Genomic DNA, 23,184 nt, shown 5'->3' with positions numbered 1-23,184 from the left:
CATCCATTATGAAAATTTTACTTCCCACGTCGACGGCAGGCAGCTTACCTAAACCATCCTGGCTTGCTCAACCAGAGACACTCTGGTCACCGTGGAAATTGCAAAATGAAGAATTAGTGCTGGGTAAAAAGGATGCCCTGCGTTTGTCTCTGGATGATCAACTGCGTGCAGGCATCGATATTGTCAGCGACGGCGAGCAGACGCGTCAGCATTTTGTTACCACGTTTATTGAACACCTCAGCGGCGTTGATTTTGAAAAACGCGAGACGGTCCGGATCCGTAATCGCTATGACGCGAGTGTTCCGACGGTTGTGGATGCGGTCGCCCGTCAAAAACCCGTTTTTGTCGACGATGCCAAATACTTACGCAAGCTCACCAACAAGCCGATTAAATGGGCGCTGCCAGGCCCAATGACGATGATCGATACGCTCTATGACAACCACTACAAGAGCCGCGAAAAGTTAGCCTGGGAATTCGCCAAAATACTCAACCAGGAAGCCAAAGAGCTTGAAGCCGCAGGCGTCGATATTATCCAGTTTGATGAGCCTGCCTTTAACGTGTTCTTTGATGAGGTAAATGACTGGGGGATTGCCGCGTTAGAGCGCGCCGTTGAAGGGCTGAAGTGTGAAACGGCAGTACATATCTGCTACGGATATGGCATCAAAGCCAATACCGACTGGAAAAAGACGCTGGGTTCAGAGTGGCGACAGTACGAAGAAGCCTTCCCGAAACTGCAAACATCTAACATCGATATAATCTCGCTGGAGTGCCATAACTCCCGCGTGCCAATGGATCTGCTTGAGCTGATCCGCGGCAAAAAAGTGATGGTCGGTGCCATTGACGTGGCAACGAATAGCGTTGAAACGCCAGAAGAAGTGGCCAGCACACTGCGAAAAGCGCTGCAGTTTGTTGATGCCGATAAGCTCTATCCATCCACCAACTGCGGCATGGCGCCGTTATCCCGCCAGGTTGCACAGGGCAAACTCAATGCCTTAAGCGCGGGCGCAGAGCTGGTACGCAAAGAGCTCCAGGCCTGATCGCACCGCCAACCATTTGCCCCCTCTTTAAGCACCTGCCTCTGAGCAGGTGCTTTTTTTTACCCGCTCCCCCTCTTTCCCGTCAGGATCGTGATCCTTTTCTCCTTTTAAGAAATTAGCTGCCTAAACCGTAGACAGTTCGGAAAGGCGGCTTTATCGTTAAATTGAATAATAAATCATTATTGAATAAATATTCAATGTGGAGAAAAGTATGAAGATGACCTTTGTAAAAACCGCCCTGTTTGCTTCTATGATTGCCGCTTCCGGTTCGTTGTTTGCTGCTGATAACGGCCTTATCGCGATAATTACCCCTTCTCACGACAACCCGTTCTTCAAGGCAGAAGCCGATGGCGCGGCAGCGAAAGCAAAAGAGCTTGGCTACACCGTGCTGGTGGCATCCCATGATGATGACGTGAACAAACAAAACCAGCTGATTGAAACCGCCATTGCCCGTAAGGCCAAGGCCATCATCCTGGATAACGCCGGGGCAGATGCCACCGTCGGCCCGCTGGAAAAAGCCAAATCTGCAGGCGTGCCAGCGTTCCTTATCGATCGTGAAATCAATAAAACCGGTGTCGCCGTCGCCCAGATCGTGTCGAATAACTATCAGGGCGCACAGCTGGGTGCCGAGAAGTTTGCGAAGCTGCTGAACGGAAAAGGTAAATACGTTGAGCTACTGGGACGCCAGTCCGACACCAACGCCCACGTCCGCTCGCAGGGTTACCACGATGTGCTGGATGATTACAGCGACATGAAGATGGTGGCCCAGCAGACCGCCAACTGGAGCCAGACCGAAGCCTTCACCCGTATGGAAGCCATTTTGCAGACCAACCCCGACATCGTGGGCGTGATCTCCGGTAACGACACCATGGCGCTGGGCGCAGAAGCCGCGCTGAAAGCCGCTGGCAAAAACAACGTTATCGTCGTCGGCTTCGACGGCAGCGACTACACCCGTGATTCCATCATCAAAAACAGCAACATCAAAGCCACCGTGTTGCAGCCAGGCTGGCAACAGGCGCAGATGGCCGTTGAACAGGCGGATTACTACCTGAAAAACGGTAAAGCGCAGAAAGAAGAGAAACAGCTGATGGATTGCGTGCTGATTGATGACACCAACGCCAGCAAGCTGAGCATGTTCAATCTCAGCAAATAAGCGGAGGCAATATGTCGTTAAAACAATGGGGCGCTGTGCTGACCGGGTGCGCCGCCCTGTTGCTGACGGCCTGCACGGTGGTAGATCTGGATGCGGACGGCAAGCCGATTATGCCTGCCGATCCGAACGCGAAAGCGAGTTTCGACAACCAGACACCCCAGCAGATCGCGCAACAAACCTGGCAGTCACGGGTACTGGATACCGCGTCACAACACGCGCTGGATGCCAGTGCGCTGAGCACGCAGCTGAAAACGCCCTCTTCCACGCCGCAAAGTGTCTTTGTCAGGCTGACCGGCAAGATTGAGCGCGTGGATAACAGCAACGAGCGTGAGCAAAAACTGGTGATGATGGTTAACGGCCAGCCGGTCGAGATCCAGAGCGGCCCGGTGATGCGGGGCAATGCCATTCGCGATGCGGCCGGTTTCCGCTTTGAAGAGTTCACCAATCAGGTTCAGTTTGCTCAGCTCTCTCGCGCCTTTAACCGCGAAGCGGTGACGCATCTGCCGAAAGTGGATGAAAGCTGGAACGGTAAAAACGCCAGCGTGACCTTCGCCACCACGATAACCGCAGGCAAAGCTGACGAAGCCGCCGCGCTGGAACTGAAACAGGAGACGCCGTGATGAGCGACATCCCGACTGACGACATTATCCTGCGCACGCGCGGCATTTCGATGCTTTTTCCCGGCACCGTTGCGCTGGATAACGTCGACTACCGCGTCTGGCGCGGCAAAGTGAACGTCATCATTGGCGAAAACGGCGCCGGAAAATCCACCCTGATGAAAATCCTTGCGGGCGTACAGCAACCAAGCCTCGGCGAGATGTGGCTTAACGGCAAGCAGGTTCATTTTGCCAATACCCGCGATGCTGCCGCGCAGGGTATTGGCATGGTGCACCAGGAGCTGAACCTGTTTGAAAACCTGAATGTGGCAGAGAACATTTTCCTTGGCCGCGAGCGGCAAAAGGGGCTGATGCCAATTCAGGAAAGCGAACAGGAAGCGCACGCCGCCACGTTGCTAAAACGGCTCGATCAGCCGATTTCCCCACGCGAGCTGGTCGGCAATCTGAAAGTCGGGCAGCAGCAGCTGATCGAGATCGCCAAAGCGCTGGCGGAAGATGCCGACATCCTGATCCTGGATGAGCCGACATCGGCGCTCAGCAAAACCGAAGTCGACATTCTGTTCCGCGTGATCCGCGAGCTGACCCGCCAGGGCGTCTCCATCATCTATATCTCGCACCGCCTGGAAGAGCTCATGGCAATTGGGGATGTGATTACCATTCTGCGTGACGGCAAATTCCAGGCCGAAGCGCGGGTGGAAGATATCGACGTGCCGTGGATTGTGCGTGAAATGCTGGGCAGCGATCCGGTGAGCAACTTCCTCTCTCCGGGGCGGACGTTTGGCGCACCGGTGCTGGAAGCCGAGCATATTACCTGCGTTAACGCGGCGGGTAATTCGGTGGTGAACGATGTCAGCTTCCAGGTTCACGCGGGGGAAATCGTCGGGATTTATGGCCTGATGGGCGCAGGACGCACCGAGCTGTTCGAGTGCATGTTGGGCACCCAGCGGAACTACCTCGGTAAACTGTGGCTGGACAGTAAACCCGTGCCGCAGCGACTCTCGACTGCCGACCGCATCCGCATGGGCATGAGCCTGGTGCCGGAAGACCGCAAACGTACCGGGATTTTCCCCGGCTCATCGGTCGCCAGTAACCTGACCATTGCCAGCCTGTGGCGACGCCTGCAACGCGGGCTAACCATCTCGCAAAAGGATGAGCAGGCGGTGGTGGCCTCCACCATTGGCAATCTGTCGATCAAAGTCTCATCACCTGAAGTCGAAATTCAGGCGCTGAGCGGCGGTAACCAGCAAAAAGTGGTGATAGGCCGCTCGCTGCTGACAGATCCGAAAGTGCTGTTCCTGGACGAACCCACACGAGGTATCGACGTCGGGGCGAAAGCCGACGTGTTCCGCATGATGGTGGAGCTTTCAAACCGTGGGATTGCGGTGGTCTTTTCCACCTCGGATTTAAAAGAAATTATGGCGGTATCTGACCGCATTCTGGTGATGTCCGGCGGCAAACTCACCGCCGATATCGTTCGCGATCGGGCCGAAGAATCGGCACTGGTAACGGCAAGTGCTCAGGGGTTCTGATATGAAAACTACACAGTCTGTCGCGCTGGCACCGCAAAAAGGGGCGGCGCTTTCCCGGGAAAATATCCTGCTTCTGCTGCTCAAAATGCGCACCTTTATTGCGCTGTTCCTGATTGTCGGCTTCTTTACCATTACCGTGCCAGGCTTCCTATCTGCGGGCAGCCTGGTGATCATGATTAAACACATCGCGATCAATGCGTTCCTGGCGCTGGGGATCACCTTTGTGATCATTACCGCCGGGATTGACCTGTCGATTGGTGCCACGCTTGGCCTGTGCGGCATGGTCGCCGGCTGGCTAATCACCAAAGGCATTGTTCTGCCGATGTTTGGCATTGCCATCTTCCCGAGCGTCTGGGTGATTGTCCCCATCGTGCTGCTGATTGGAGCGCTGATTGGGGCGGTGAACGGCTGGATCATTACCCGCTACAACGTGGCGCCGTTCATCTGCACCCTGGGCACCATGTACGTGCTGCGCGGTACGGCGATGCTAACCTCCGACGGGCAAACCTTCCCCGGCCTTGCCGGTAATCCGCAGCTGGGCAACACCGGCTTTGACGAGATTGGTGCGGGTACACTGCTCGGCATTCCGTGGGCCATCTGGATGATGATTGTGCTGGCCGTGGTGATTGCCTGGATCGCCCGCCGCCTGCCGTTTGGCCGCCACGTGTACGCCATCGGCGATAACGAGCGTGCGGCAGAGCTTTCCGGCGTGAAGGTGAAACAGGTGAAAGTGCTGGTGTATACCCTCTCCGGGCTGTGCGCGGCCATTGCCGGGATTGTGGTTTCGGCTCAGCTTCTGGCCAGCCACCCGGCGAACGGTACCGCCTTTGAGATGAACGCCATCGCCGCCGTGGTGCTTGGCGGGACATCGCTGGCAGGCGGACGCGGGACGATCCTCGGCACGCTGATTGGCGCTTTCGTGATTGGCTTCCTCGCTGACGGGCTGGTGATGATGGGCGTGAGTGAGTTCTGGCAAATGGTGATTAAAGGGATTGTGATTATCGTGGCGGTCATTATCGACCAGATGCAAAACCGGATGCAGCAGAAAGCGGCGGTGGTTGCGCAGAAGGCGGTAATGGAGGGGAAATAGCGATTAAATGTGTAGGCCGGGTAAGGCGCAGCCGCCACCCGGCAAAACTTACACCTCCGCTTTCAGCAAGCTCCTTGCCGTCGGATAATCGGTGATCAACACATCGATATAGTCCCCTTCCAGCGCCCCGCGAATAGCGTTGCGCTTTTCAGGTCCACCCGCCAGGGCAATCACCTGCGGGCAGGCGCGGATCTGGGAAAGCTCCATACCAATCACCGGATCTTCTTCGTGGCTCAGCACCTGTTTGCCCTGCGCATCGTAGTAATGCAGGCAGATATCCCCTACCGCACCGCGCTCAGACAGCAACCTGAGCATATCCTCGTTGTAGTAGTTCCCGGAGTTTTTCAGCAGCTGCGACGGCTCCAGCTCGCCGATACCGACAATCGCCACATCCACTTCGGCAAATTTACTGACCACCGCCGCCACGTCCGGGCTGCCCACCAGCCGGGCACGCTCTTCAACGGAGTGCTCGATACTCTGCGACGGTAACAGCCACGCCGGACAGTCCAGATGCGCCGCCAGCTGCTGCGTCAGGATCGTCGCCTGTACGTTACCGTTTGGCCCGACACCGCCCAGAAGCTGGATAACCCCTGCGGCGCGGATATTCTGCGGGTGCATTTCGTCCACCATGCAACGAATGGTGCTACTCCAGGAGGAAATCCCCACCAGATCGTCAGGGCGCAGGCGCGTTTCAACGTAGTGCGCCGCCGCGCTGCCAATGGCGTGTTTCACCTGCGCATTCGTCGGATTATCCCCCACATCCACCACAATGGCCTGGCGAATGCCGTACTGATCTTCCAGCGCCTTCTCCAGTGACACAAAAATATTGGTTGGCTGGACGACGGTGATTTTGACCAGCCCCTCTTTCTGGCAGCGAGTTAAGGCACGTGATACAAAAGACTGTGAGAGGTGCAGCAGCGAGGCAATCTCGGACTGTTTTTTATTTTCGCTGTAGTAAAGCGTGGCAATCTTCACCAGCAACCGTTGTTCATCCTGCTTTGACATGGCGTTCCCCCTGATTTCATACCTGTATTTTTATTCATTGATGAATAGATAACAAGGGAGCCCGCATTTCCTGAAGAGATCCGAATGTGATCGTTTTCGCTTTTTTTGCAAACAGCCCGATCGGGGCGTAGACAAACCCTGAATCCGGGCATATCTTATCATCATGAATAATAAATCAGCATTGAATATATATTCAATGACGTAAAAAATCCCGTATCTGACGGGCTCTTTCTTACCCTGCTGGAATAATTATTCATTACAGATTATAAATTCAGGAGGTGTTTTATGAATCCGTTTTCGCTCTCCGTTGCGGAGCTCGAAAAAAAGGCACGCTCGATTCGTCGGCGGATCATCGTGCTGAATGCCGAAAGCCCCGCTGGTGGTCACACCGGTGCAGATCTCTCTCAGGTTGAGCTGCTCACCGCGCTCTATTTCCGCATTCTCCACTGCTCGCCGCAGCTGAAGGACAGCGACGAACGCGATATCTATATCCAGTCCAAAGGTCATGCGGTGGGCGGTTACTACTGCGTGCTCGCCGAAGCAGGCTTTATCCCACTGGAGTGGCTTGCCACTTATCAACACGCGGATTCTCACCTGCCAGGCCACCCGGTGAAACACAAAACCCCGGGCATTGAGCTGAATACTGGCGCGCTCGGCCACGGCCTGCCGGTTGCGGTGGGCATCGCCCTTGCCGCGAAACGCAATAACAGTAAGCGCCGGGTCTTTGTGGTAACCGGTGACGGCGAGCTGGCGGAAGGCAGTAACTGGGAAGCCGCGCTGGTTGCCGCCCACTATCAGCTGGATAACCTTGTCATCATTAACGACAAAAACAACCTGCAACTCGCGGGCTCAACCAAAGAGATCCTCAACACCGATCCGCTGGATGAGAAATGGCATGCGTTTGGCATGGAAGTCACCGAATGCAGCGGCAATAACATGGCCGATGTGGTGGCGACGCTGGAAGGATTACGGCCAAACGGGAAACCGCACGTGGTGATTGCCCACACAACGAAAGGCGCCGGGATCTCCTTTATTCAGGGCCGCCCGGAGTGGCACCACCGTGTGCCAAAAGGCGAAGAAGTTGAACTGGCGCTGGAGGAACTGAAAGATGAGTAATAGCGAACATCTCGCCACCGTGATGGTAGATGCCTTTATCGATGCGGTCGACAGAGGGCTGGATCTGGTTCCCGTGGTGGCAGACTCCACATCTACTGCCAAAATCTCGCCGTTTATCAAACGCTTCCCTGGCCGGCTGGTGAACGTCGGGATCGCCGAACAAACCCTGGTCGGCACCGCCGCCGGACTGGCGATTGGCGGCAAAATTGCGGTCACCTGTAACGCCGCGCCGTTTTTGATCTCCCGCGCCAACGAGCAGATCAAAGTCGATATTTGCTACAACAACACCAACGTCAAACTGTTTGGCCTGAATGCCGGTGCCAGCTACGGCCCTCTCGCCAGTACCCACCACAGCATTGACGATATCGCCATCATGCGCGGTTTTGGCAACATCGAGATTTATGCTCCTTCCAGCCCGGCAGAGTGCCGTCAGATTATCGACTACGCCCTGGATCACGTCGGCCCGGTCTACATCCGTCTTGACGGCAAAGCGCTGCCGGAGCTGCACGACGAAAGCTACCGTTTTGCACCGGGCAACATCGACGTGCTGCGTGCGGGCCATGACGTCGCGCTGGTTGCAATGGGCTCGACCGTACATGAAATAGTGGAAGCGGCCGCACAACTCGCCGCAGAAGGTATTGACGCCAGTGTTATCAGTGTCCCATCTATTCGTCCTTGTGATACCAAAGCGTTGCTGGCGGCCATCAAACCGTGCAAAGCCGTGGTGACGGTGGAAGAGCACAACGTGAACGGTGGCGTTGGCAGCCTGGTAGCGGAAGTGCTGGCCGAAGCCGGGTGCGCTATCCCGCTGCGCCGTTTAGGTATCCCTGACGGGCAATACGCGATTGCGGCCGACCGCGCCTCCACGCGCGCGCGCCATGAAATAGATGCAGCAGGCGTCATCAGACACGCCCGGGAACTGCACGTAAAACAGGCATCCTGAAAAATAAAAACAACATCTTACTGGAGAGAACGCAATGTCCCGAATTCCTCAACAACTCACCATGGGCGTGATTATCGGTAACCGGGGATTTTTCCCAAGCTACCTGGTCGCAGAAGCGCGTGAACAGGCCATCGCGCTGTTTGGCCGTCTTGGCATCAACACCATTATGCTCGACCCGAGCCAGACGGAGCTTGGCGGGGTTGAAACCCGTCAGGATGCAAAAGCCTGCGCCGACCTGTTCCGCGCCCATCGCGATGCCATTCACGGCGTGGTGGTCCTGCTGCCTAATTTTGGCGACGAAAAAGCGATTGCCGAAACCCTGCGTCTTTCCGGCCTGAACGTGCCGGTGCTGGTGCAGGCCGAAGAAGATAATCTCGACAAAATGGGACTCGCCACCCGTCGCGACAGCTTCTGCGGCAAGATCTCACTGTGCAATAACCTGCGCCAGTACGGCATCCCGTTCACCCTGACAACCCAGCACGTCTGCGCGCTTAGCGGTGAAGTCTTCGAGCAGGATCTGAAGCGTTTTGAGCAAATCTGCCGCGTGGTGAGCAGTATGCGGGGTGTGCGTGTTGGGGCCATTGGTGCGCGTCCGGCGGGCTTTAACACCGTGCGCTACAGCGAGAAGTTGCTGGAACGGCTGGGTATTGCCGTGGAAACGCTCGATCTGTCTGAAGTCTTTACCCGCATCAAACTGCTGCGTGATGACGATATCCGCGTCGATGAAAAACGCCGACTGTTGCTCGATAACGCTGATGCCAGCGGCATTCCGGCGGACAAACTGGTCACGATGGCAAAACTGTTTGTGGTGCTGAGCGAATGGATTGTCGCCAACGACATCGACACCACCGCCATCCAGTGCTGGACCTCTTTGCAGGAAAACCTCGGGATTAACGTCTGCTCGATCATGAGCGTGATGTCCGGCCAGCTGATGCCAAGCGCCTGCGAAGTGGACGTGATGGGCGCGCTCTCTATGTATGCCCTTGCCAGCAGCAATCTGAACCCGGCTTCCATTGCCGACTGGAACAACAACTTTGGCGACGATCGCGACAAGTGCGTGCTGTTCCACTGCGGTAACTTCGCCGCCGCCAGCCTGGAAACACCACACATGGGCACGGCTGACATCATCGGCACCACCGTGGGCAAAGAGAACACCTGCGGCGCGGTTCACGGCCGCCTGAAAAGTGGCCCGCTGACTTACTTCCGCCTGAGCACTGACGATCTGACCGGTGAAATCAAAGCCTACGTGGGCGAAGGCCGTTCGGTGGACGATCCGCTGGATACTGTCGGGTGCCGCGCGGTTATCCAGGTTCCGCATCTGGAAAATCTGCTGTCGTGGATCTGCCGCAACGGGTTTGAGCATCACGTTGCGATGAATCACTCCTCAAGCGCAGAGATCCTCAACGAAGCGTTCACCCGCTATCTTGGCGTGTCGACCTATCTCCACCAGTAAGGCCGGAGGCCGCAATGTCGGTGAACAAGGATATTATTATTGCCCTCGATGAGGGCACGACCAACGCGAAAGCCGTGGCCTTTGATGGCAGCGGCACTATCGTGGCCCGTTTCTCACGCGCACTGGAGATCCAGACCCCGCGTGAAGGATGGGTGGAGCAATCCGCAGAGCTGCTGCTTGCAGCATCAATTGACGTCATCTCTCGTGCTATCGGGGCCGTTGGCGCAGAGCGCGTGGCGGCGTTAGCCATCAGTAACCAGCGTGAAACCGTGGTGGGCTGGTATCGGGAAACAGGGCGGCCCATCGCCCCGGCCCTCAGCTGGCAGTGTTCCCGCACCTCTGCGTTTTGCCACGCTCTGCGCGAGAAGGGTCACGAGCCGCAGATCAAAGCCGTGACCGGCCTGCCGGTGGCTCCGCTGTTTTCTGCCTCCAAAATGCGCTGGCTGCTGGATAACACTGCTGACGGTTTGACCCGTGCTGAACGAGGGGAAATTTGTCTCGGCACCGTCGACAGCTGGCTGCTGTGGCAACTCACGCAGGGCGAGAGTTTTTACTGCGATCACGCCAACGCGGCGCGCACGCAGCTGATGAACCTGCAAACGGGTGACTGGGATGCGGATATGCTCACGTTGTTTGGCATCCCGCGCGAAGCCCTGCCCGCCATTAAACCGTCGAGCGGCCTGTCTGGCACGACATCAGGCTGGACATCCATTCCTGACGGCATTCCGGTGCTGGCCATGATTGGCGATTCCCACGCCGCGCTGTTCGCTCATGGGTTAGGTGCAGAAGGCTGCGTGAAAGCCACTTACGGAACGGGCTCGTCCGTGATGGCACCGGTGATGTCTGCCGATTGCGACGTGACATCGCTTGCCACCACCGTCGCCTGGCACGACGGGAACACGCTGGTGTACGGCCTGGAGGGCAATATTCCGCACACCGGAGATGCGGTGGCGTGGATGGCCGACAGCACGGGGCTGAGCGAACTTCCTGCGCATGAGCTGGCGCAGGCGCTGAACGACTTGCCCCGCACAGTCGATTCAACCCTGGGGGTGTTTTTCGTTCCGGCGCTGACCGGGCTCGGTGCCCCCTGGTGGGATGAAAACGCGCGCGGGTTGATCCACGGATTAAGTCGCGGTGTGAAACGTGCGCACCTGATCCGCGCCGCGCTGGAGTCCATTACCTACCAGATTGCCGACGTGATAACCGCGATGCGTGCCCATCAGGGTTTCACGCTCAGTGCGCTGATGGTGGACGGCGGGCCAACCAAAAATGACTGGCTGATGCAGTACCAGGCCGACCTGCTTGGTTGCCCGGTGATGCGTAGCGACGTGGCAGAGCTTTCCGCCACCGGCGCGGCGCTGCTGGCGCGCAAGGCGTTGCTGAATCTGACGACGGCGCAGCTTCGCCAGTATCTGCCGGAACACGTGACATTTGCACCAGATATGGTGCGACATGCACGGTTGCAGCAGCGCTGGCAGGCGTGGCAGCACGCCGTGGCGCTGGCGAGAAAGTAAAAACGAAACGGCAACACCGGTTGCCGTTTTTCGTTATCGGCCCCTGTTCTTCCAGAAGTAAATGTACTGAGCGATTTCTGGCGAGGGGATATTTCCTTATATATATTCTATTTTATTAATAGTTCCTTTAACGATTAAATATCCTCCGCAATCGTCATTTAATTTGATAAATAACAGATTCAGCGCTCCACATTGTCATTACACTTCCCTCCTGAAAAAACATCATTCAGGAAAAATAAATGAGCAACCTTATTTATTTAACGCTTGAGGGTGATATTCAGGGACAGATTTCTGCTGGCTGTGGCTCACAGGGCTCCGTTGGTAACCGCTATCAACAGGGACATGAAAATGAGATCTTCGTATTCAGCCTGATGCAGTCGGCAGACGGCGCCGATGGCCGTGTTAACCACTGCGGCCTGCAATTTTGCAAACTCCTGGATAAAAGCTCTCCGTTACTCAGCAATGCCATTAATAATAATGAACGTCTTAATATGACGTTTGATATTTACCGGACAAATCAATACGGACGACTGGAGAGATATTATCTGATTGAAATTCGCGGCGTGACGATAAACTCCTTTTATCTGAATTCAAGTATAAACGATTTAGATTATGAATATATCTCGGTGGGTTATGATTATATTCTGAGTCGCCACCTGATTGCCGGCACCGAGTTTGCTTATCTGCTGACGCCGGAGCGTTATAACCAGCTCTTCCCGGTGGTGCAGAAGACTCTCCTGCCCGAAGAGCTGCCCGAGCGCAGGGTGACGCTGGTGCTGGGGATATTCTTTGACGGTACCGGCAACAACGCGGTGAACACCCGAAATATGCTCGAAGCGCTGACGGCGCAGCACTTTGATATTGATGGGCCTGATGCTGCAAGCATTCTTGCCAAAAATGCGTCAGAGAAGATGGGGATCAGCGGGATTGGGGCGACCAGTTATCTCGGGTATTACACGAACATTCACTGGTTGAATGAGTTGTATGAGCAAAAATTCCCGCCAGACAGTAGCTATATACAAGGCGCTATCTATGTTGAGGGGATCGGCACCCGGGCAGGTGAGCCTGATAGCCTGGTCGGTATTGGGCTGGGGACGGCAGAAACGGGGATTATTGCCAAAACTGACGATGCAGTGGCGCAACTGGCCACTAAAATAAATACCGTACTTTCCCGACTTAACGGGAAATTTGTCGTCGATACACTGTTATTTGATATCTTTGGCTTCAGCCGCGGCGCGGCAGCGGCGCGTCATTTTGCCAATCGCGTGCAGTCAGAAGAACACGCTATTATCGACGCAATCTCAACCGGAATGAAAGAATATAATTATTGCGGCGCACCTGCCGGAATCACCCGCTTTCTCGGCATAATGGACACCGTGACGGCAGTCGGCACAGTAGCAAACGGACTCAATCCGCACAGCGCCGATACCGGCAGCGTTAATATCCAGCTTCGCCCCGGCGTGGCGCAGAAGGTGTTTCATCTCACCGCCCAGCACGAGTGCCGCTATAACTTCGCCCTTAACAGCGTTGCCCGCGCCTGGCCGGAACTGGCTCTACCCGGCGTGCATTCCGATATCGGCGGCGGTTATTTGCCGCAACTGCGGGAAGACCTCTTTCTTACGCGCCCGCGGGTGGAAACCCTGCAGCAAAATCAGCCCGGCGCACAGTCACAAGTTTACCAGCAGGCAATCGCGCAACTGCACGTTCTGGGACGCTCACCCGCCATCCTGCCCATTATACGGACCAGTCAGATCACCCCCGAAATATGGGAAGACGACCGGGTACCCGACGACCACTACAGCCAACGGCAAAAACGCACCTTCGCCGCCCTGACCCTGCGCCACCGGACGGTCTTTTTTGACTGGTCGAAGGTGGCACTGCGGGTCATGTTCGATGCGGCAGTTGAGGCCGGGGCGATACTTGCAGACGTCGACAAGGTCAGTACGCACAGGCTGCCGGATGAACTGAAGGCGTTCAGCGACCATGCCCGACTGATGGGAAAAGCGGCTCGTCAGGGTAAAAAAATAGCCGGTTTTACAACAGAAGAGGTGGATATGATTGCCCGGAAGTATATCCACTGCGCAGCCCACTGGAACGCGGTGGAGCTCCAGGCGTCCGGTGACTTACGGGGTGGAGCCTCCGCCTCTGAAACCATCGGCTTTGTGAACAGGCCGGACAGTAACTGGGTCAGAAAAATCTATAACATGGACGGAAAATAACGATGAAAAGACTAAATGCACTGGCGCTTGCGCTGCTACTGACAGCAACAGGATGCAGCCCATCTAAAACCCACCCGTTACAGTCAAATCAAGCCGCCAGCGGAGACTGGACGCTGCCATATGGAGAGTGGAATTTTTCTTTTATTACCCCCTATGAGCTACCGGGAAAAGCGCTTCATGTCCGCGTCATCGACACAGATGGTTATCTGTATACATTTAACACGCTTGACTCGACTTCTCGCGACTCTGAATCCGTCGATAAATGGACAGATGTCACTTTTGGCGGGAGCGTTAATTTCAACAAAGTCAAAAAACCACCCCAGTATATTGTCTTCTGCTGGGATTCCTATATTGACCAGCAAACCTACGAAACCAGCGCCGTATTCGGGCCAGAAACCTGGCTGCGCATGAAAACGCCTGCAGATCATACCCGTCCTTCTGGCGCTCCAGTCTGGTACGACAGCATGGTGTTTGGCCTCTCCCCCGGCGGTAAAGTCAACGTCTGGTTATCAGATGTTGGTGGACGCCCCAGCCTCCGCGTCAAGCCCCTGAAGCTGATGACCCGCTCCGGCAAAGACCTGACCCTCTGCAAAGACTATGTCGTACCCGGCGGCAGTTTTACCTTCCTCCCCGAAACGCAGGAATTTATCAAAGGCAAAACCTACCCCTACGGAAACTGGGATTAACAGGGATGATACCAATGAAAATAAATAAGCTGTTGATACTCACGCTGTTGCTGATCGCTGCGGGATGCAGCCCGCAAAAGCGACACCCGTTACAGTCAAATCAGGCCGCCAGCGGAGACTGGACGCTGCCGTATGGTGAATGGAACTTTTCATTTATCACCCCTTATGAGTTACCGTCTGAGGTGCTACATGTCAGGGTGATCGATACGGATGGTTATCTGTATATTTTTAACACTCTGGACCAGGCTTCCCCTGACCCTGATTCTGTCCCGAAATGGGCTAAAAGCGCACATGGATTTGGTGACCAGTTCAACAAAGTCAAAAAACCACCCCAGTACATTGTCTTCTGCTGGGATTCCTATATTGACCAGCAAACCTACGAAACCAGCGCCGTATTCGGGCCAGAAACCTGGCTACGCATGAAAGTCCCAGCTGATCATATCAGCCCGACGGGAAGAACGGTCTGGTACAACAGAATGGTGTTTGGCCTCTCCCCCGGCGGTAAAGTCAACGTCTGGTTATCCGATGTTGGTGGACGCCCCAGCCTCCGCGTCAAGCCCCTGAAGCTGATGACCCGCTCCGGCAAGGACCTGACCCTCTGCAAAGACTATGTCGTACCCGGAGGCAGTTTTACCTTCCTCCCCGAAACGCAGGAATTTATCAAAGGCAAAATCTACCCCTACGGAAACTGGGATTAAGGTTAGAAGACGGGTCCTCTGAAAGGAGGGCCCATGTATAACATGCTACCCGCGAAACGCGCCCAGCCGTTTCACCTGCCGCCCTTCCTCGTCAAAATTCTCCGGTGCCAGCCACGCGCGCAGCTGTGCATCACGCTCTGGCCATTCGCTATCAATAATAGAAAGCATGTCGCTATCGCGGTTGCGCCCCTTGCGCACCAGCTTATGTCTTAGCCGCCCTTCCCAGACAAAGCCCAGGCGTTCTGCGGCGTTGCGCGATGCCACGTTCATCGAATCGCACTTCCACTCCAGACGGCGATAGCCGTGCTCAAAAGCATTTTTCAGCAGCAGCCACACCGTCTCGGTGCCAATCCGGGAGCCTTTCATCTTTCGCGACCAGGTCACATGGCCGATCTCCACCGACCCCATCAGCCGTTCAATCGCCATATAGCTCACCAGCCCCACCGCGCGGTCAGTGCGTGAGTCGATAACCGCGTAGGGCACCAGCGCATCATCCATCACTTTTCCGAGCACCCAGTGCGCGGTCGCGTCAACCGTTGCGGGCTGCGTACTGGCAAGCCACGTCCAGTCGCTATCATCCCCCAGAGCATAAGCATCAAAGAGATCGGCGGCATGGCGATCTGTATCCAGCGGTTCAAGACGGCAATAGCGCCCCACCAGCGGCGTACGGGTCAAAACGCTCGCGCCTTTCCAGTCGGGAACGGTATCGTTAACGGTCTGACCATGTTGATTGATTTCCGGCACAGGGATGACTCCTTGAAAGGTAAGGATTTTGTTATAGCAGGTAAAAAAGCGGCGGAAAAGCGTTCGGACTAATAGCCAATATGAATGCGTTATACCCTGAAGGCATAAGCAAAGCAGAATTTAAACTTTGCGGAAAACGTCAGTCAGCCTAACGTAGCGGTGCATAAAACAATCACAATAATGACTTTCCAGGGATCGCTATGACAAAAAAACTGCTGCCGTTACTGGTACTGGCCGTGCTCTCTGCCACTGCCAACGCCGCCACACCATCCAATACGCTGGTTGTCGCACAAGGTCTTGATGACATTGTGAGTCTCGACCCGGCAGAAGCCAACGAACTTTCCAGCATCCAGACCGTACCGAGCCTGTATCAGCGCCTGGTACAGCCAGATCGCTCTAATCCGGAAAAAATCACCCCGATTCTGGCCGAAAGCTGGCAGGCCGATGCGGCAGCAAAAACCCTGACCATCAAACTTAAGCCGGATGCAAAATTCGCCTCCGGCAACCCGCTGCGCCCGGAAGATGTGATCTTCTCGTATACCCGCGCCGTGACCCTGAACAAGTCCCCGGCGTTTATCCTTAACGTGCTGGGCTGGGACGCGAGCAACATCGAAAGCCAGCTGAAGAAAGTGGATGACCATACGCTCACCCTGCACTGGACGGCGGACGTCAGCCCGTCCGTAGCGCTGAATATCCTCTCCACGCCAATTGCCTCGATCGTTGATCAGAAACTGGTGTCTGCGAATGCGAAGGATAACGACTTCGGCAACGCCTGGCTGAAAATGCACTCTGCGGGCAGCGGCGCGTTTAAAATGCGTGTCTATCAGCCTCATCAGGCCATCGTGCTGGAAGCCAACGAAACCGCCCCAGGCGGCGCGCCGAAGCTTAAAAGCATCATCATTAAAAACGTTCCCGACCCGGCTTCCCGCCGCCTGCTGATCCAGCAGGGCGATGCGGATGTCGCCCGCGATCTGGGCGCTGACCAGATCAGCGCGCTGGAAGGCAAAGCGGGCGTGAAGGTACTGAGCATTCCGTCTGCCGAGCAGAACTACCTGGTGTTTAACACCGGTAACAGCGCTAACCCGCTGCTGAACAACCCGGCCTTCTGGGAAGCATCTCGCTGGCTGGTGGATTATGACGGCATCACCAAAGACCTGCTGAAAGGCCAGTATTTTGTTCACCAGAGCTTCCTGCCGGTGGGTCTGCCGGGGGCGCTGGAAGACAATCCATTTAAGTTTGACCCGGCAAAAGCGAAAGAGATCCTCGCCAAAGCGGGCATCAAGGATGCGCACTTCACGCTGGACGTGGAGAACAAGCCGCCGTTTATCACCATCGCTCAGTCCATGCAGGCAAGTTTTGCCCAGGGCGGCGTGAAGGTGGATCTGCTGCCAGCGGCGGGTAGCCAGGTGTATGCCCGCGTACGTGCTAAACAGCATCAGGCGGCGATCCGTCTGTGGATCCCGGACTATTTCGATGCGCACTCTAACGCCAGTGCATTTGCCTGGAACGACGGTAAATCCAGTACCGTGGCGGGCCTGAACGGCTGGAAAATTCCTGAGCTGAATAAAGCCACACTGGCCGCGGTTGCCGAGCCTGATCCGGCGAAGCGCCTGGATCTGTACAAGAAGATGCAGGAAGAGTTGCAGCATAACTCGCCGTACGTGTTCGTCGATCAGGGCAAAACCCAGATTGTGGTGCGCGATAACGTGAAGGGTTATCAGCAGGGGCTGAACGCGGATATGGTCTGGTACGATCGCGTTACGAAGTAGCTTTTCCCCCTCTCCCCGTGGGAGAGGGTTGGGGTGAGGGCAACATCGCGCAACAGAGCCGCCTGTTTCCCCTCACCCCCGCCCTCTCCCACAGGGAGAGGGAGCCGTCCGTGCATATTTTCAGGATAACGGTTTTCCCATGCCACATCTTTCCACCCACGTGACGCGCGTGCTTCAGGGCTTGCTGACCCTGATACTCACGCTCTTCGGGCTGTTGCTCATCACGTTTGCGCTCTCCGCATTTTCCCCCGTCGATCGCGTCTTGCAGATCGTCGGCGATCACGCCAGCCAGTCCACTTACGATCAGGTTCGCCACCAGCTCGGTCTGGATCAGCCGCTGCCCGTGCAGTTCTGGCATTACGTGCAAAACCTCGCTCATGGCGATTTAGGCACCGCCAGCGCCACCGGGCAGCCGGTGTTGCAGGATTTGTTGCACGCGTTTCCCGCCACGCTGGAGCTGGCAACTCTGGCGCTGATTATCGGCGCCTTACTCGGTGTGATCGCGGGCGTGCTGTGCGCTCGCTACGCCGGTTCAGCGCTTGATTTGACGATCCGCACACTTACCCTGCTCGGCAACTCGGTGCCGATTTTCTGGCTCGGCCTGCTGATGCTGGCGCTGTTCTACGCGAAACTCCAGTGGAGCGCCGGCCCCGGCAGGCTGGATGATGTCTGGCAGTTTACCGTGGAGCCACGTACCGGATTTGCGCTTATCGATACCTGGCTTTCCGGTGACCGGGACGCCTTCAGAAATGCCATCAGCCATCTGGTGCTGCCGGTACTCTTGCTGGCCTATTACTCGCTGGCGAGCATCACCCGCCTGACGCGTTCAGCCTGTCTGAGCGAGATGAATAAAGAGTACATTCTGCTCGCCCGCGCCAAAGGTGCCGGGGAGATGACCATTCTGCTGCGCCACGTCCTGCCGAATATTCGCAGCACCCTGCTGACGGTGATTGCCCTTGCCTACACCAGTATGCTGGAAGGCGCGGTATTAACTGAAACCGTCTTCTCCTGGCCGGGTATCGGGCGCTATCTCACCACCGCGCTGTTTGCGGGCGATACCACAGCGGTGATGGGCGGCACGTTGCTCATTGGCGTCTGTTTTGTGCTGATCAATAACCTTACCGACCTGCTTGTGCGGGCAACCGATCCCAGGGTGCGCTAATGCCGTTTTATCTCTTTTTACGCCGCCTGCGCCGCTCTCCTGCTGCGTTTTGCGGGCTTATCGCCATCGCGCTGCTGGTGTCTGTTGCACTGTTTGCTCCGTGGCTTGCGCCACGCGATCCTAACTGGCAGGACGCCGCCGCGCGCTTACAGGCTCCCAACGCCCAACACTGGCTGGGAACTGACAGCTACGGACGCGACCTCCTTTCACGCCTGATTTACGGCACACGCCCCGCGCTGGGGCTGGTTGCGCTGGTCACCGTCATCACCCTGCCCGCTGGCCTGTTGGTGGGGATTTTGTCCGGGTTTTACGGCGGCTGGCTGGAGCGGGTGCTGATGCGCTTTACCGATGTGGTGATGTCGATGCCGCGTCTGATCCTCGCCTTCGCGTTTGTCGCCATGCTTGGCCCGGGACTGGTGAACGGGGCGCTGGCGCTGGCTTTGACCACCTGGCCTGCCTATGCACGTCAGGCACGCAGTGAAATTCAGCGCCTGCGTCACAGCGACTATCTGGCCGCTGCCGGAATGATGGGGATCCGCGGGTTCCGGCTGCTGTTCGGCCACATTCTGCCGCTGTGTCTGCCGTCCGCGATTGTGCGTCTGGCACTCGATCTGGCCGGGATTATTCTGGCCGCCGCCGGGCTTGGATTCCTCGGCCTGGGCGCACGCCCACCCATGGCGGAATGGGGAGCTATGATTGCTGACGGGATGCAGGTCATTTTTGACCAGTGGTGGATTGCCGCCATTCCGGGCGGTGCGATTCTGTTTGCCAGCCTGGCATTTAACCTGCTGGGCGATGGCCTGCGCGATGTACTGGAGCCGCAACATGACTGAACAACGCGTCATCGTCGATGCACTGAATATCGACTACCCCACCGCGCGCGTGGTCAACAACCTGAGCTTTACGCTTGGCAATGAACGCCTGGCGCTGGTCGGGGAATCGGGTTCAGGAAAATCCATGTCAGCCCGTGCCCTGATGGGGCTGGTGCGCAAGCCGGGCATCGTGAGCGCGAGCCAGCTTAACGTGCTCGGCAACGACCTGCTGACCCTGAATAACAAACGCTGGCAGGCACTGCGCGGTAACCGCATTGCGATGGTGCTTCAGGATCCACGCTACGCCCTTAACCCGGTGAAAAACGTGGCCGCCCAGCTTGAAGAGGCCTTAACCCTGCATCAGTCCCTGCCGAGAGCGGAGCGTCTGGCGCGCATCCACGACATTATTCGCGCCGTCGGGCTAACCGACAATGTGCTGACGCGCTATCCCGGCGAGCTTTCGGGCGGTATGGGGCAGCGCGTGATGATTGCCATCGCGCTGATTAACAATCCGCAGGTACTTATTGCCGATGAGCCCACCTCAGCGCTGGACGCCCGCCTGCGTAACCAGATCCTCGAGCTTCTGGTGCAGCAGTGCGAAGAGCGTCAGATGGCGATGCTGCTGATTAGCCACGACCTGCCGCTGGTGGCAGAGCATTGCGACCGCGTGCTGGTGATGTATCAGGGCGAAAAAGTTGATGAGATGGCGGCAAATCAGTTGCCGCAAGCCACCCACCCGTATACGCGCACACTCTGGACCTGTCGTCCTGACGCCAGCACGTTCGGCCGGATGCTGCCAACGCTTGACCGCACTCAGCCATGGAAGGAGGCGAACAATGGCACTCGTTGAAGTTAATCAGCTCCAGGTCACCTTCGGGGAAAAAACCGCGGTATCCGCAGCCAGCTTTGCAATCGGGAAAGGCGAAACCTTCAGCCTGATTGGTGAATCCGGCTGTGGGAAATCCACCATTTTGCGGGTGCTCGCGGGGCTGCAACGCGACTGGAACGGCAGCATTGCCGTGCTGGGTGAGCAGTTACAGGCAGGCCGCCGCTTTGAAGGCGCACTGCGGCGCAACGTGCAGATGGTGTTTCAGGATCCGTGGGCATCGTTGCACCCAAACCACACTATTGCACGCACCCTTTCAGAGCCGTTAAAAATCCACGGTGAAACGCAGATTACCGAAAAAGTGGCGGACGCATTGCAACAGGTTGGGCTGTCTGCCGATGCGGGTAAACGCTACCCGCACCAGCTCTCAGGCGGGCAGCGACAGCGCGTGGCGATCGCCCGTGCTTTGCTGTTACGTCCACAGCTGTTGCTGCTGGATGAACCGACCTCCGCGCTGGACATGTCCGTGCAGGCGGAAATCCTCAACCTGCTGAACCGGCTGAAACAACAGCACGGGATGACCTATCTGCTGGTAAGCCATGATGCAGATGTGATTGCACATATGTCTGACCGCGCGGCGTTTATGGCGCACGGGGTGATCCAGCGGATGTTTGACCGTGAGGCGATGCTTAAGGGCGAGCACCGAATGGGGTAGTACCGTGGGGCGATAACCTTTCTGGAAGGAGCCTCGCAAACTGAAAAAGTAACCCTGTTTTACCAAGGGATAAGACTGTTATTTGTTTTTTCATGGTCGTAAAGTGCCTGCGTTGCGGTGTATCCGCAGCCGGGCGTAGGAACCCGTGTTTCATGGCACGGCAATAAAATAGTCGCGACAGCGTTCCCCCCAGGAAGACATGGTGGCGCTGGTGGAGTAGCCGAAAGGCTGACCGTTTGTCATGTGCGGTATTCCTACCTCCGTCAGCGCTACCCTCACCGGTACAGGAACGTCCTGGGTGGCCAGGAGCTTTTTTTACAAGGAAAATCACATGACAACAAACCCTACCCTGACGCACACGCAATCTCAGGAAAACATTATTCACCATCTTCTCGGCCAGCTGCTTCCCGACTCGGCGGATCCCGTTGAACTGACCAAAGCCTGTACCGCATTTGTTAGCGTGCTGGTTGAAACCCACGATCGCGACATCCGTGCGGCGCTTTGCGAACGCCTGCTGCATGGGCTCAATCAGTTGCGGGCGCACTGCGACAATGGCCTGCCTTCGTACCTGGTTGAACAGGTGGTTGCAGGTGAAAAGCTCAACGCCTGCGTGCCGGAATGCTGGCAGGACACTTCGTTACAGGTGGACTACGCGAAGGCACTCACACACGCGATTGCGGGGGGAACGTTGCCAGCCAGCGTGGCAAAAGAACTCACCAGGCTACTGCATGATATGGTCTGGCTACTGGCGGAATATGTGCAGGGATCGGACATGACAGCGCGCTGAGGCGGGCTAAAAAAGCCGACATTCCGCAGAATGTCGGCCTTGCGTTATTTCAGCATTTTTACCGTAGCTTCGATATCGATCTCATCTTCTGAGAAGATGTGGGTCGTTTTCTGGAAGGTGGTGATGGCCAGTTTCTTTACCGTGCGCATTTCACCCGGCTTAGCCGCAGTTTTGGGTTTGATGTTGTTCATCAGGATCCCCACCGACAGCACCGCATTTTCCTTATCAATTTTGGTATCGGCGGGCACTTCCTCGCTGAACACCACAAAAGACTTAATAGAGGTGAGTTTCAGCCGCTCGCCCGCAATGTAGATGTACTGGCTTTCCGGGATCACCTTCACCGCGTAGGCGGATAAGCCTTTGTTGTTGGTGGTGGGTTCAAAGGTCACCGCCGCATCTTTCTTGATCAGATCAGGGTTCGCGACCTTAATCACATGAAAATAGCGGTTGTCACCGTTTTCATCTTTGATAAATCCAAAGCCTTTATCTTTAAACCACGTTGTGATTGTACCGTTCATCGCTGTTACCGTCTGTCTGATCGTTCATTAACTCAATTTTTGCAGCGTGGAGTGTAAAACACAATGCGATTTGGGGCGAGGGATTTGGGGTAAATGCCCTGCGCCACTATCGAATAAAGGTCTTTTTTGCCCTGGCGGAAGTACGGAAGTACGGTATCCAGATACAGGCATAAATCACGTGCGTGAGAATGGGCATTACCTGGCTAAAGTTCAGGGGGATCTCCGGGAACATCCAGGACGTTACGACACGATCAATCAGCATTATCACGATGCCGGCCACGATTAAAATACTATACGCCAGAGGAAGTTCTTTCTTCTTACGGAAAAAGAGCGAGGCAGTGTAAATAATAAAGAGAAGGAGAATGAAATTCACCGCCACGGCAATAAACAGATAGGTCGACTGGGATGCCTGAATGCGGCCCATCGTCGATAGCCCGGCGTTTAATGTCACTGCCAGAGAAGTGAAATAACCGTAGGCGATCAGCAACAAATTGAGTAATGGCAGGTATAACAGCCCCCCAATTTTCCTGTACCGCTTTTCTTCGCATTCTGAGCAGTATTCCTGATCCTGCGAAATGTCCTTATCACATGAAATGCACGTCCATTTGAAAGGGGTGTCGCTCATTTTTTATCCTTAATTGCCTTTTTGTAAGTAGAGGTATTACCTGATATCGGCAACAGCGGGCTCATCCTTGAACGAAATTACATTCCCGGCTTTTCAGCCGAAAGAGGATCGCGAAGGGCCAATAACGCCATTGTCTATACTCAATATATCCCCGTCAACGGAGCAC

General features: G+C 56.0%; 22 protein-coding genes. 18 read left to right on the top strand and 4 right to left on the bottom strand.

What is annotated here, in order from left to right:
* Positions 1–8: 8 nt before the first annotated feature.
* The 5 genes from N1249_RS05665 (at position 9) to N1249_RS05645 (ending at position 5,426) form a co-directional block, all read left to right on the top strand.
* A complete protein-coding gene (locus N1249_RS05665) occupies positions 9–1,037 on the top strand; it encodes a methionine synthase (RefSeq protein ID WP_259835265.1) in 1,029 nt (342 codons plus the stop codon).
* 211 nt (positions 1,038–1,248) lie between these two features.
* A complete protein-coding gene (locus tag N1249_RS05660; protein ID WP_259835258.1) occupies positions 1,249–2,190 on the top strand; it encodes a D-ribose ABC transporter substrate-binding protein in 942 nt (313 codons plus the stop codon).
* Between the two features lie 11 nt (positions 2,191–2,201).
* Positions 2,202–2,810, top strand: coding sequence for a DUF2291 family protein (locus N1249_RS05655; RefSeq protein WP_259835256.1), 609 nt, complete (start codon positions 2,202–2,204; stop codon positions 2,808–2,810).
* Positions 2,810–4,336 (top strand): sugar ABC transporter ATP-binding protein, encoded by a 1,527-nt coding sequence (locus N1249_RS05650; protein WP_259835248.1) that lies wholly within the window; start codon positions 2,810–2,812, stop codon positions 4,334–4,336. Before N1249_RS05655 ends, N1249_RS05650 begins: the two co-directional genes overlap by 1 nt.
* A 1-nt stretch (position 4,337) precedes the next feature.
* A complete protein-coding gene (locus N1249_RS05645) occupies positions 4,338–5,426 on the top strand; it encodes an ABC transporter permease (protein ID WP_182059956.1) in 1,089 nt (362 codons plus the stop codon).
* A gap of 48 nt (positions 5,427–5,474) precedes the next feature.
* Here the strand turns inward: N1249_RS05645 and N1249_RS05640 are convergent, their stop codons facing one another.
* Positions 5,475–6,431, bottom strand: coding sequence for a sugar-binding transcriptional regulator (locus N1249_RS05640; protein WP_217186211.1), 957 nt, complete (start codon positions 6,429–6,431; stop codon positions 5,475–5,477).
* Between the two features lie 285 nt (positions 6,432–6,716).
* Between N1249_RS05640 and N1249_RS05635 the strand changes: the two genes are divergently transcribed.
* From N1249_RS05635 to N1249_RS05605, 7 genes are all read left to right on the top strand, one after another.
* Complete coding sequence (locus N1249_RS05635) at positions 6,717–7,547, top strand: transketolase (protein WP_259835245.1); 831 nt, start codon at positions 6,717–6,719, stop codon at positions 7,545–7,547.
* Positions 7,540–8,490 (top strand): transketolase family protein, encoded by a 951-nt coding sequence (locus tag N1249_RS05630; RefSeq protein ID WP_259835243.1) that lies wholly within the window; start codon positions 7,540–7,542, stop codon positions 8,488–8,490. Before N1249_RS05635 ends, N1249_RS05630 begins: the two co-directional genes overlap by 8 nt.
* 34 nt (positions 8,491–8,524) lie before the next feature.
* On the top strand, positions 8,525–9,943 hold the full coding sequence (locus N1249_RS05625; RefSeq protein ID WP_259835241.1) for an L-fucose/L-arabinose isomerase family protein: 1,419 nt from the start codon (positions 8,525–8,527) through the stop codon (positions 9,941–9,943).
* A gap of 14 nt (positions 9,944–9,957) precedes the next feature.
* Positions 9,958–11,457, top strand: coding sequence for an FGGY family carbohydrate kinase (locus N1249_RS05620; protein WP_259835239.1), 1,500 nt, complete (start codon positions 9,958–9,960; stop codon positions 11,455–11,457).
* A 239-nt stretch (positions 11,458–11,696) separates the two neighbouring features.
* Positions 11,697–13,676, top strand: a complete 1,980-nt coding sequence (gene tssD / locus N1249_RS05615) for a type VI secretion system tube protein TssD (RefSeq protein ID WP_259835238.1) — start codon at positions 11,697–11,699, stop codon at positions 13,674–13,676.
* 2 nt (positions 13,677–13,678) lie between these two features.
* Positions 13,679–14,362, top strand: a complete 684-nt coding sequence (locus N1249_RS05610; RefSeq protein WP_259835236.1) for a DUF2931 family protein — start codon at positions 13,679–13,681, stop codon at positions 14,360–14,362.
* Between the two features lie 14 nt (positions 14,363–14,376).
* Positions 14,377–15,060: a DUF2931 family protein gene (locus N1249_RS05605; RefSeq protein WP_259835234.1), complete on the top strand. Its 684-nt coding sequence runs from the start codon at positions 14,377–14,379 to the stop codon at positions 15,058–15,060.
* A 45-nt stretch (positions 15,061–15,105) separates the two neighbouring features.
* Here N1249_RS05605 and N1249_RS05600 read toward each other — a convergent pair whose 3' ends face one another.
* The gene (locus N1249_RS05600; RefSeq protein WP_259835232.1) at positions 15,106–15,804 is read right to left on the bottom strand and encodes a GNAT family N-acetyltransferase; all 699 of its coding nucleotides are present in this window, start codon (positions 15,802–15,804) and stop codon (positions 15,106–15,108) included.
* Positions 15,805–16,004: 200 nt separating this feature from the next.
* Between N1249_RS05600 and N1249_RS05595 the strand changes: the two genes are divergently transcribed.
* From N1249_RS05595 to N1249_RS05570, 6 genes are all read left to right on the top strand, one after another.
* Positions 16,005–17,573: an ABC transporter substrate-binding protein gene (locus tag N1249_RS05595; protein WP_259835231.1), complete on the top strand. Its 1,569-nt coding sequence runs from the start codon at positions 16,005–16,007 to the stop codon at positions 17,571–17,573.
* A 139-nt stretch (positions 17,574–17,712) separates the two neighbouring features.
* Positions 17,713–18,735, top strand: coding sequence for an ABC transporter permease (locus tag N1249_RS05590; RefSeq protein ID WP_259835224.1), 1,023 nt, complete (start codon positions 17,713–17,715; stop codon positions 18,733–18,735).
* The gene (locus tag N1249_RS05585) at positions 18,735–19,568 is read left to right on the top strand and encodes an ABC transporter permease (RefSeq protein ID WP_217186221.1); all 834 of its coding nucleotides are present in this window, start codon (positions 18,735–18,737) and stop codon (positions 19,566–19,568) included. The genes N1249_RS05590 and N1249_RS05585 overlap by 1 nt, the downstream gene beginning before the upstream one ends.
* Entirely contained in the window at positions 19,561–20,397 is an 837-nt protein-coding gene (locus N1249_RS05580; RefSeq protein ID WP_259835221.1) for an ABC transporter ATP-binding protein, read from the top strand. Before N1249_RS05585 ends, N1249_RS05580 begins: the two co-directional genes overlap by 8 nt.
* Complete coding sequence (locus tag N1249_RS05575; protein WP_259835219.1) at positions 20,384–21,088, top strand: ABC transporter ATP-binding protein; 705 nt, start codon at positions 20,384–20,386, stop codon at positions 21,086–21,088. Before N1249_RS05580 ends, N1249_RS05575 begins: the two co-directional genes overlap by 14 nt.
* A 331-nt stretch (positions 21,089–21,419) precedes the next feature.
* A complete protein-coding gene (locus N1249_RS05570; protein WP_259835217.1) occupies positions 21,420–21,875 on the top strand; it encodes a hypothetical protein in 456 nt (151 codons plus the stop codon).
* Positions 21,876–21,919: 44 nt separating this feature from the next.
* On the opposite strand, the gene N1249_RS05565 is transcribed toward N1249_RS05570, so the two are convergent.
* Both N1249_RS05565 and N1249_RS05560 read right to left on the bottom strand, forming a co-directional pair.
* The gene (locus N1249_RS05565; RefSeq protein ID WP_259835215.1) at positions 21,920–22,393 is read right to left on the bottom strand and encodes a cold-shock protein; all 474 of its coding nucleotides are present in this window, start codon (positions 22,391–22,393) and stop codon (positions 21,920–21,922) included.
* Positions 22,394–22,499: 106 nt separating this feature from the next.
* Positions 22,500–23,018 (bottom strand): DUF2569 domain-containing protein, encoded by a 519-nt coding sequence (locus N1249_RS05560; protein WP_259835213.1) that lies wholly within the window; start codon positions 23,016–23,018, stop codon positions 22,500–22,502.
* Between the last annotated feature and the right edge of the window lie 166 nt (positions 23,019–23,184).

The sequence above is a fragment of the Enterobacter sp. CP102 genome, assembly GCF_025152625.1.
Classification (GTDB): domain Bacteria; phylum Pseudomonadota; class Gammaproteobacteria; order Enterobacterales; family Enterobacteriaceae; genus Enterobacter; species Enterobacter soli.
Note: the sequence above shows the minus strand (reverse complement) of the source record. Positions and strands in the feature narration are given on the sequence as shown.

Bases quoted from the DNA above. Each gene is read 5' to 3' on its own strand.
- N1249_RS05665 (WP_259835265.1), top strand. From the start codon at position 9: ATGAAAATTTTACTTCCCACGTCGACGGCAGGCAGCTTACCTAAACCA.
- N1249_RS05660 (WP_259835258.1), top strand. From the start codon at position 1,249: ATGAAGATGACCTTTGTAAAAACCGCCCTGTTTGCTTCTATGATTGCC.
- N1249_RS05655 (WP_259835256.1), top strand. From the start codon at position 2,202: ATGTCGTTAAAACAATGGGGCGCTGTGCTGACCGGGTGCGCCGCCCTG.
- N1249_RS05650 (WP_259835248.1), top strand. From the start codon at position 2,810: ATGAGCGACATCCCGACTGACGACATTATCCTGCGCACGCGCGGCATT.
- N1249_RS05645 (WP_182059956.1), top strand. From the start codon at position 4,338: ATGAAAACTACACAGTCTGTCGCGCTGGCACCGCAAAAAGGGGCGGCG.
- N1249_RS05640 (WP_217186211.1), bottom strand. From the start codon at position 6,431: ATGTCAAAGCAGGATGAACAACGGTTGCTGGTGAAGATTGCCACGCTT.
- N1249_RS05635 (WP_259835245.1), top strand. From the start codon at position 6,717: ATGAATCCGTTTTCGCTCTCCGTTGCGGAGCTCGAAAAAAAGGCACGC.
- N1249_RS05630 (WP_259835243.1), top strand. From the start codon at position 7,540: ATGAGTAATAGCGAACATCTCGCCACCGTGATGGTAGATGCCTTTATC.
- N1249_RS05625 (WP_259835241.1), top strand. From the start codon at position 8,525: ATGTCCCGAATTCCTCAACAACTCACCATGGGCGTGATTATCGGTAAC.
- N1249_RS05620 (WP_259835239.1), top strand. From the start codon at position 9,958: ATGTCGGTGAACAAGGATATTATTATTGCCCTCGATGAGGGCACGACC.
- tssD (WP_259835238.1), top strand. From the start codon at position 11,697: ATGAGCAACCTTATTTATTTAACGCTTGAGGGTGATATTCAGGGACAG.
- N1249_RS05610 (WP_259835236.1), top strand. From the start codon at position 13,679: ATGAAAAGACTAAATGCACTGGCGCTTGCGCTGCTACTGACAGCAACA.
- N1249_RS05605 (WP_259835234.1), top strand. From the start codon at position 14,377: ATGAAAATAAATAAGCTGTTGATACTCACGCTGTTGCTGATCGCTGCG.
- N1249_RS05595 (WP_259835231.1), top strand. From the start codon at position 16,005: ATGACAAAAAAACTGCTGCCGTTACTGGTACTGGCCGTGCTCTCTGCC.
- N1249_RS05590 (WP_259835224.1), top strand. From the start codon at position 17,713: ATGCCACATCTTTCCACCCACGTGACGCGCGTGCTTCAGGGCTTGCTG.
- N1249_RS05585 (WP_217186221.1), top strand. From the start codon at position 18,735: ATGCCGTTTTATCTCTTTTTACGCCGCCTGCGCCGCTCTCCTGCTGCG.
- N1249_RS05580 (WP_259835221.1), top strand. From the start codon at position 19,561: ATGACTGAACAACGCGTCATCGTCGATGCACTGAATATCGACTACCCC.
- N1249_RS05575 (WP_259835219.1), top strand. From the start codon at position 20,384: ATGGCACTCGTTGAAGTTAATCAGCTCCAGGTCACCTTCGGGGAAAAA.
- N1249_RS05570 (WP_259835217.1), top strand. From the start codon at position 21,420: ATGACAACAAACCCTACCCTGACGCACACGCAATCTCAGGAAAACATT.
- N1249_RS05565 (WP_259835215.1), bottom strand. From the start codon at position 22,393: ATGAACGGTACAATCACAACGTGGTTTAAAGATAAAGGCTTTGGATTT.
- N1249_RS05560 (WP_259835213.1), bottom strand. From the start codon at position 23,018: ATGAGCGACACCCCTTTCAAATGGACGTGCATTTCATGTGATAAGGAC.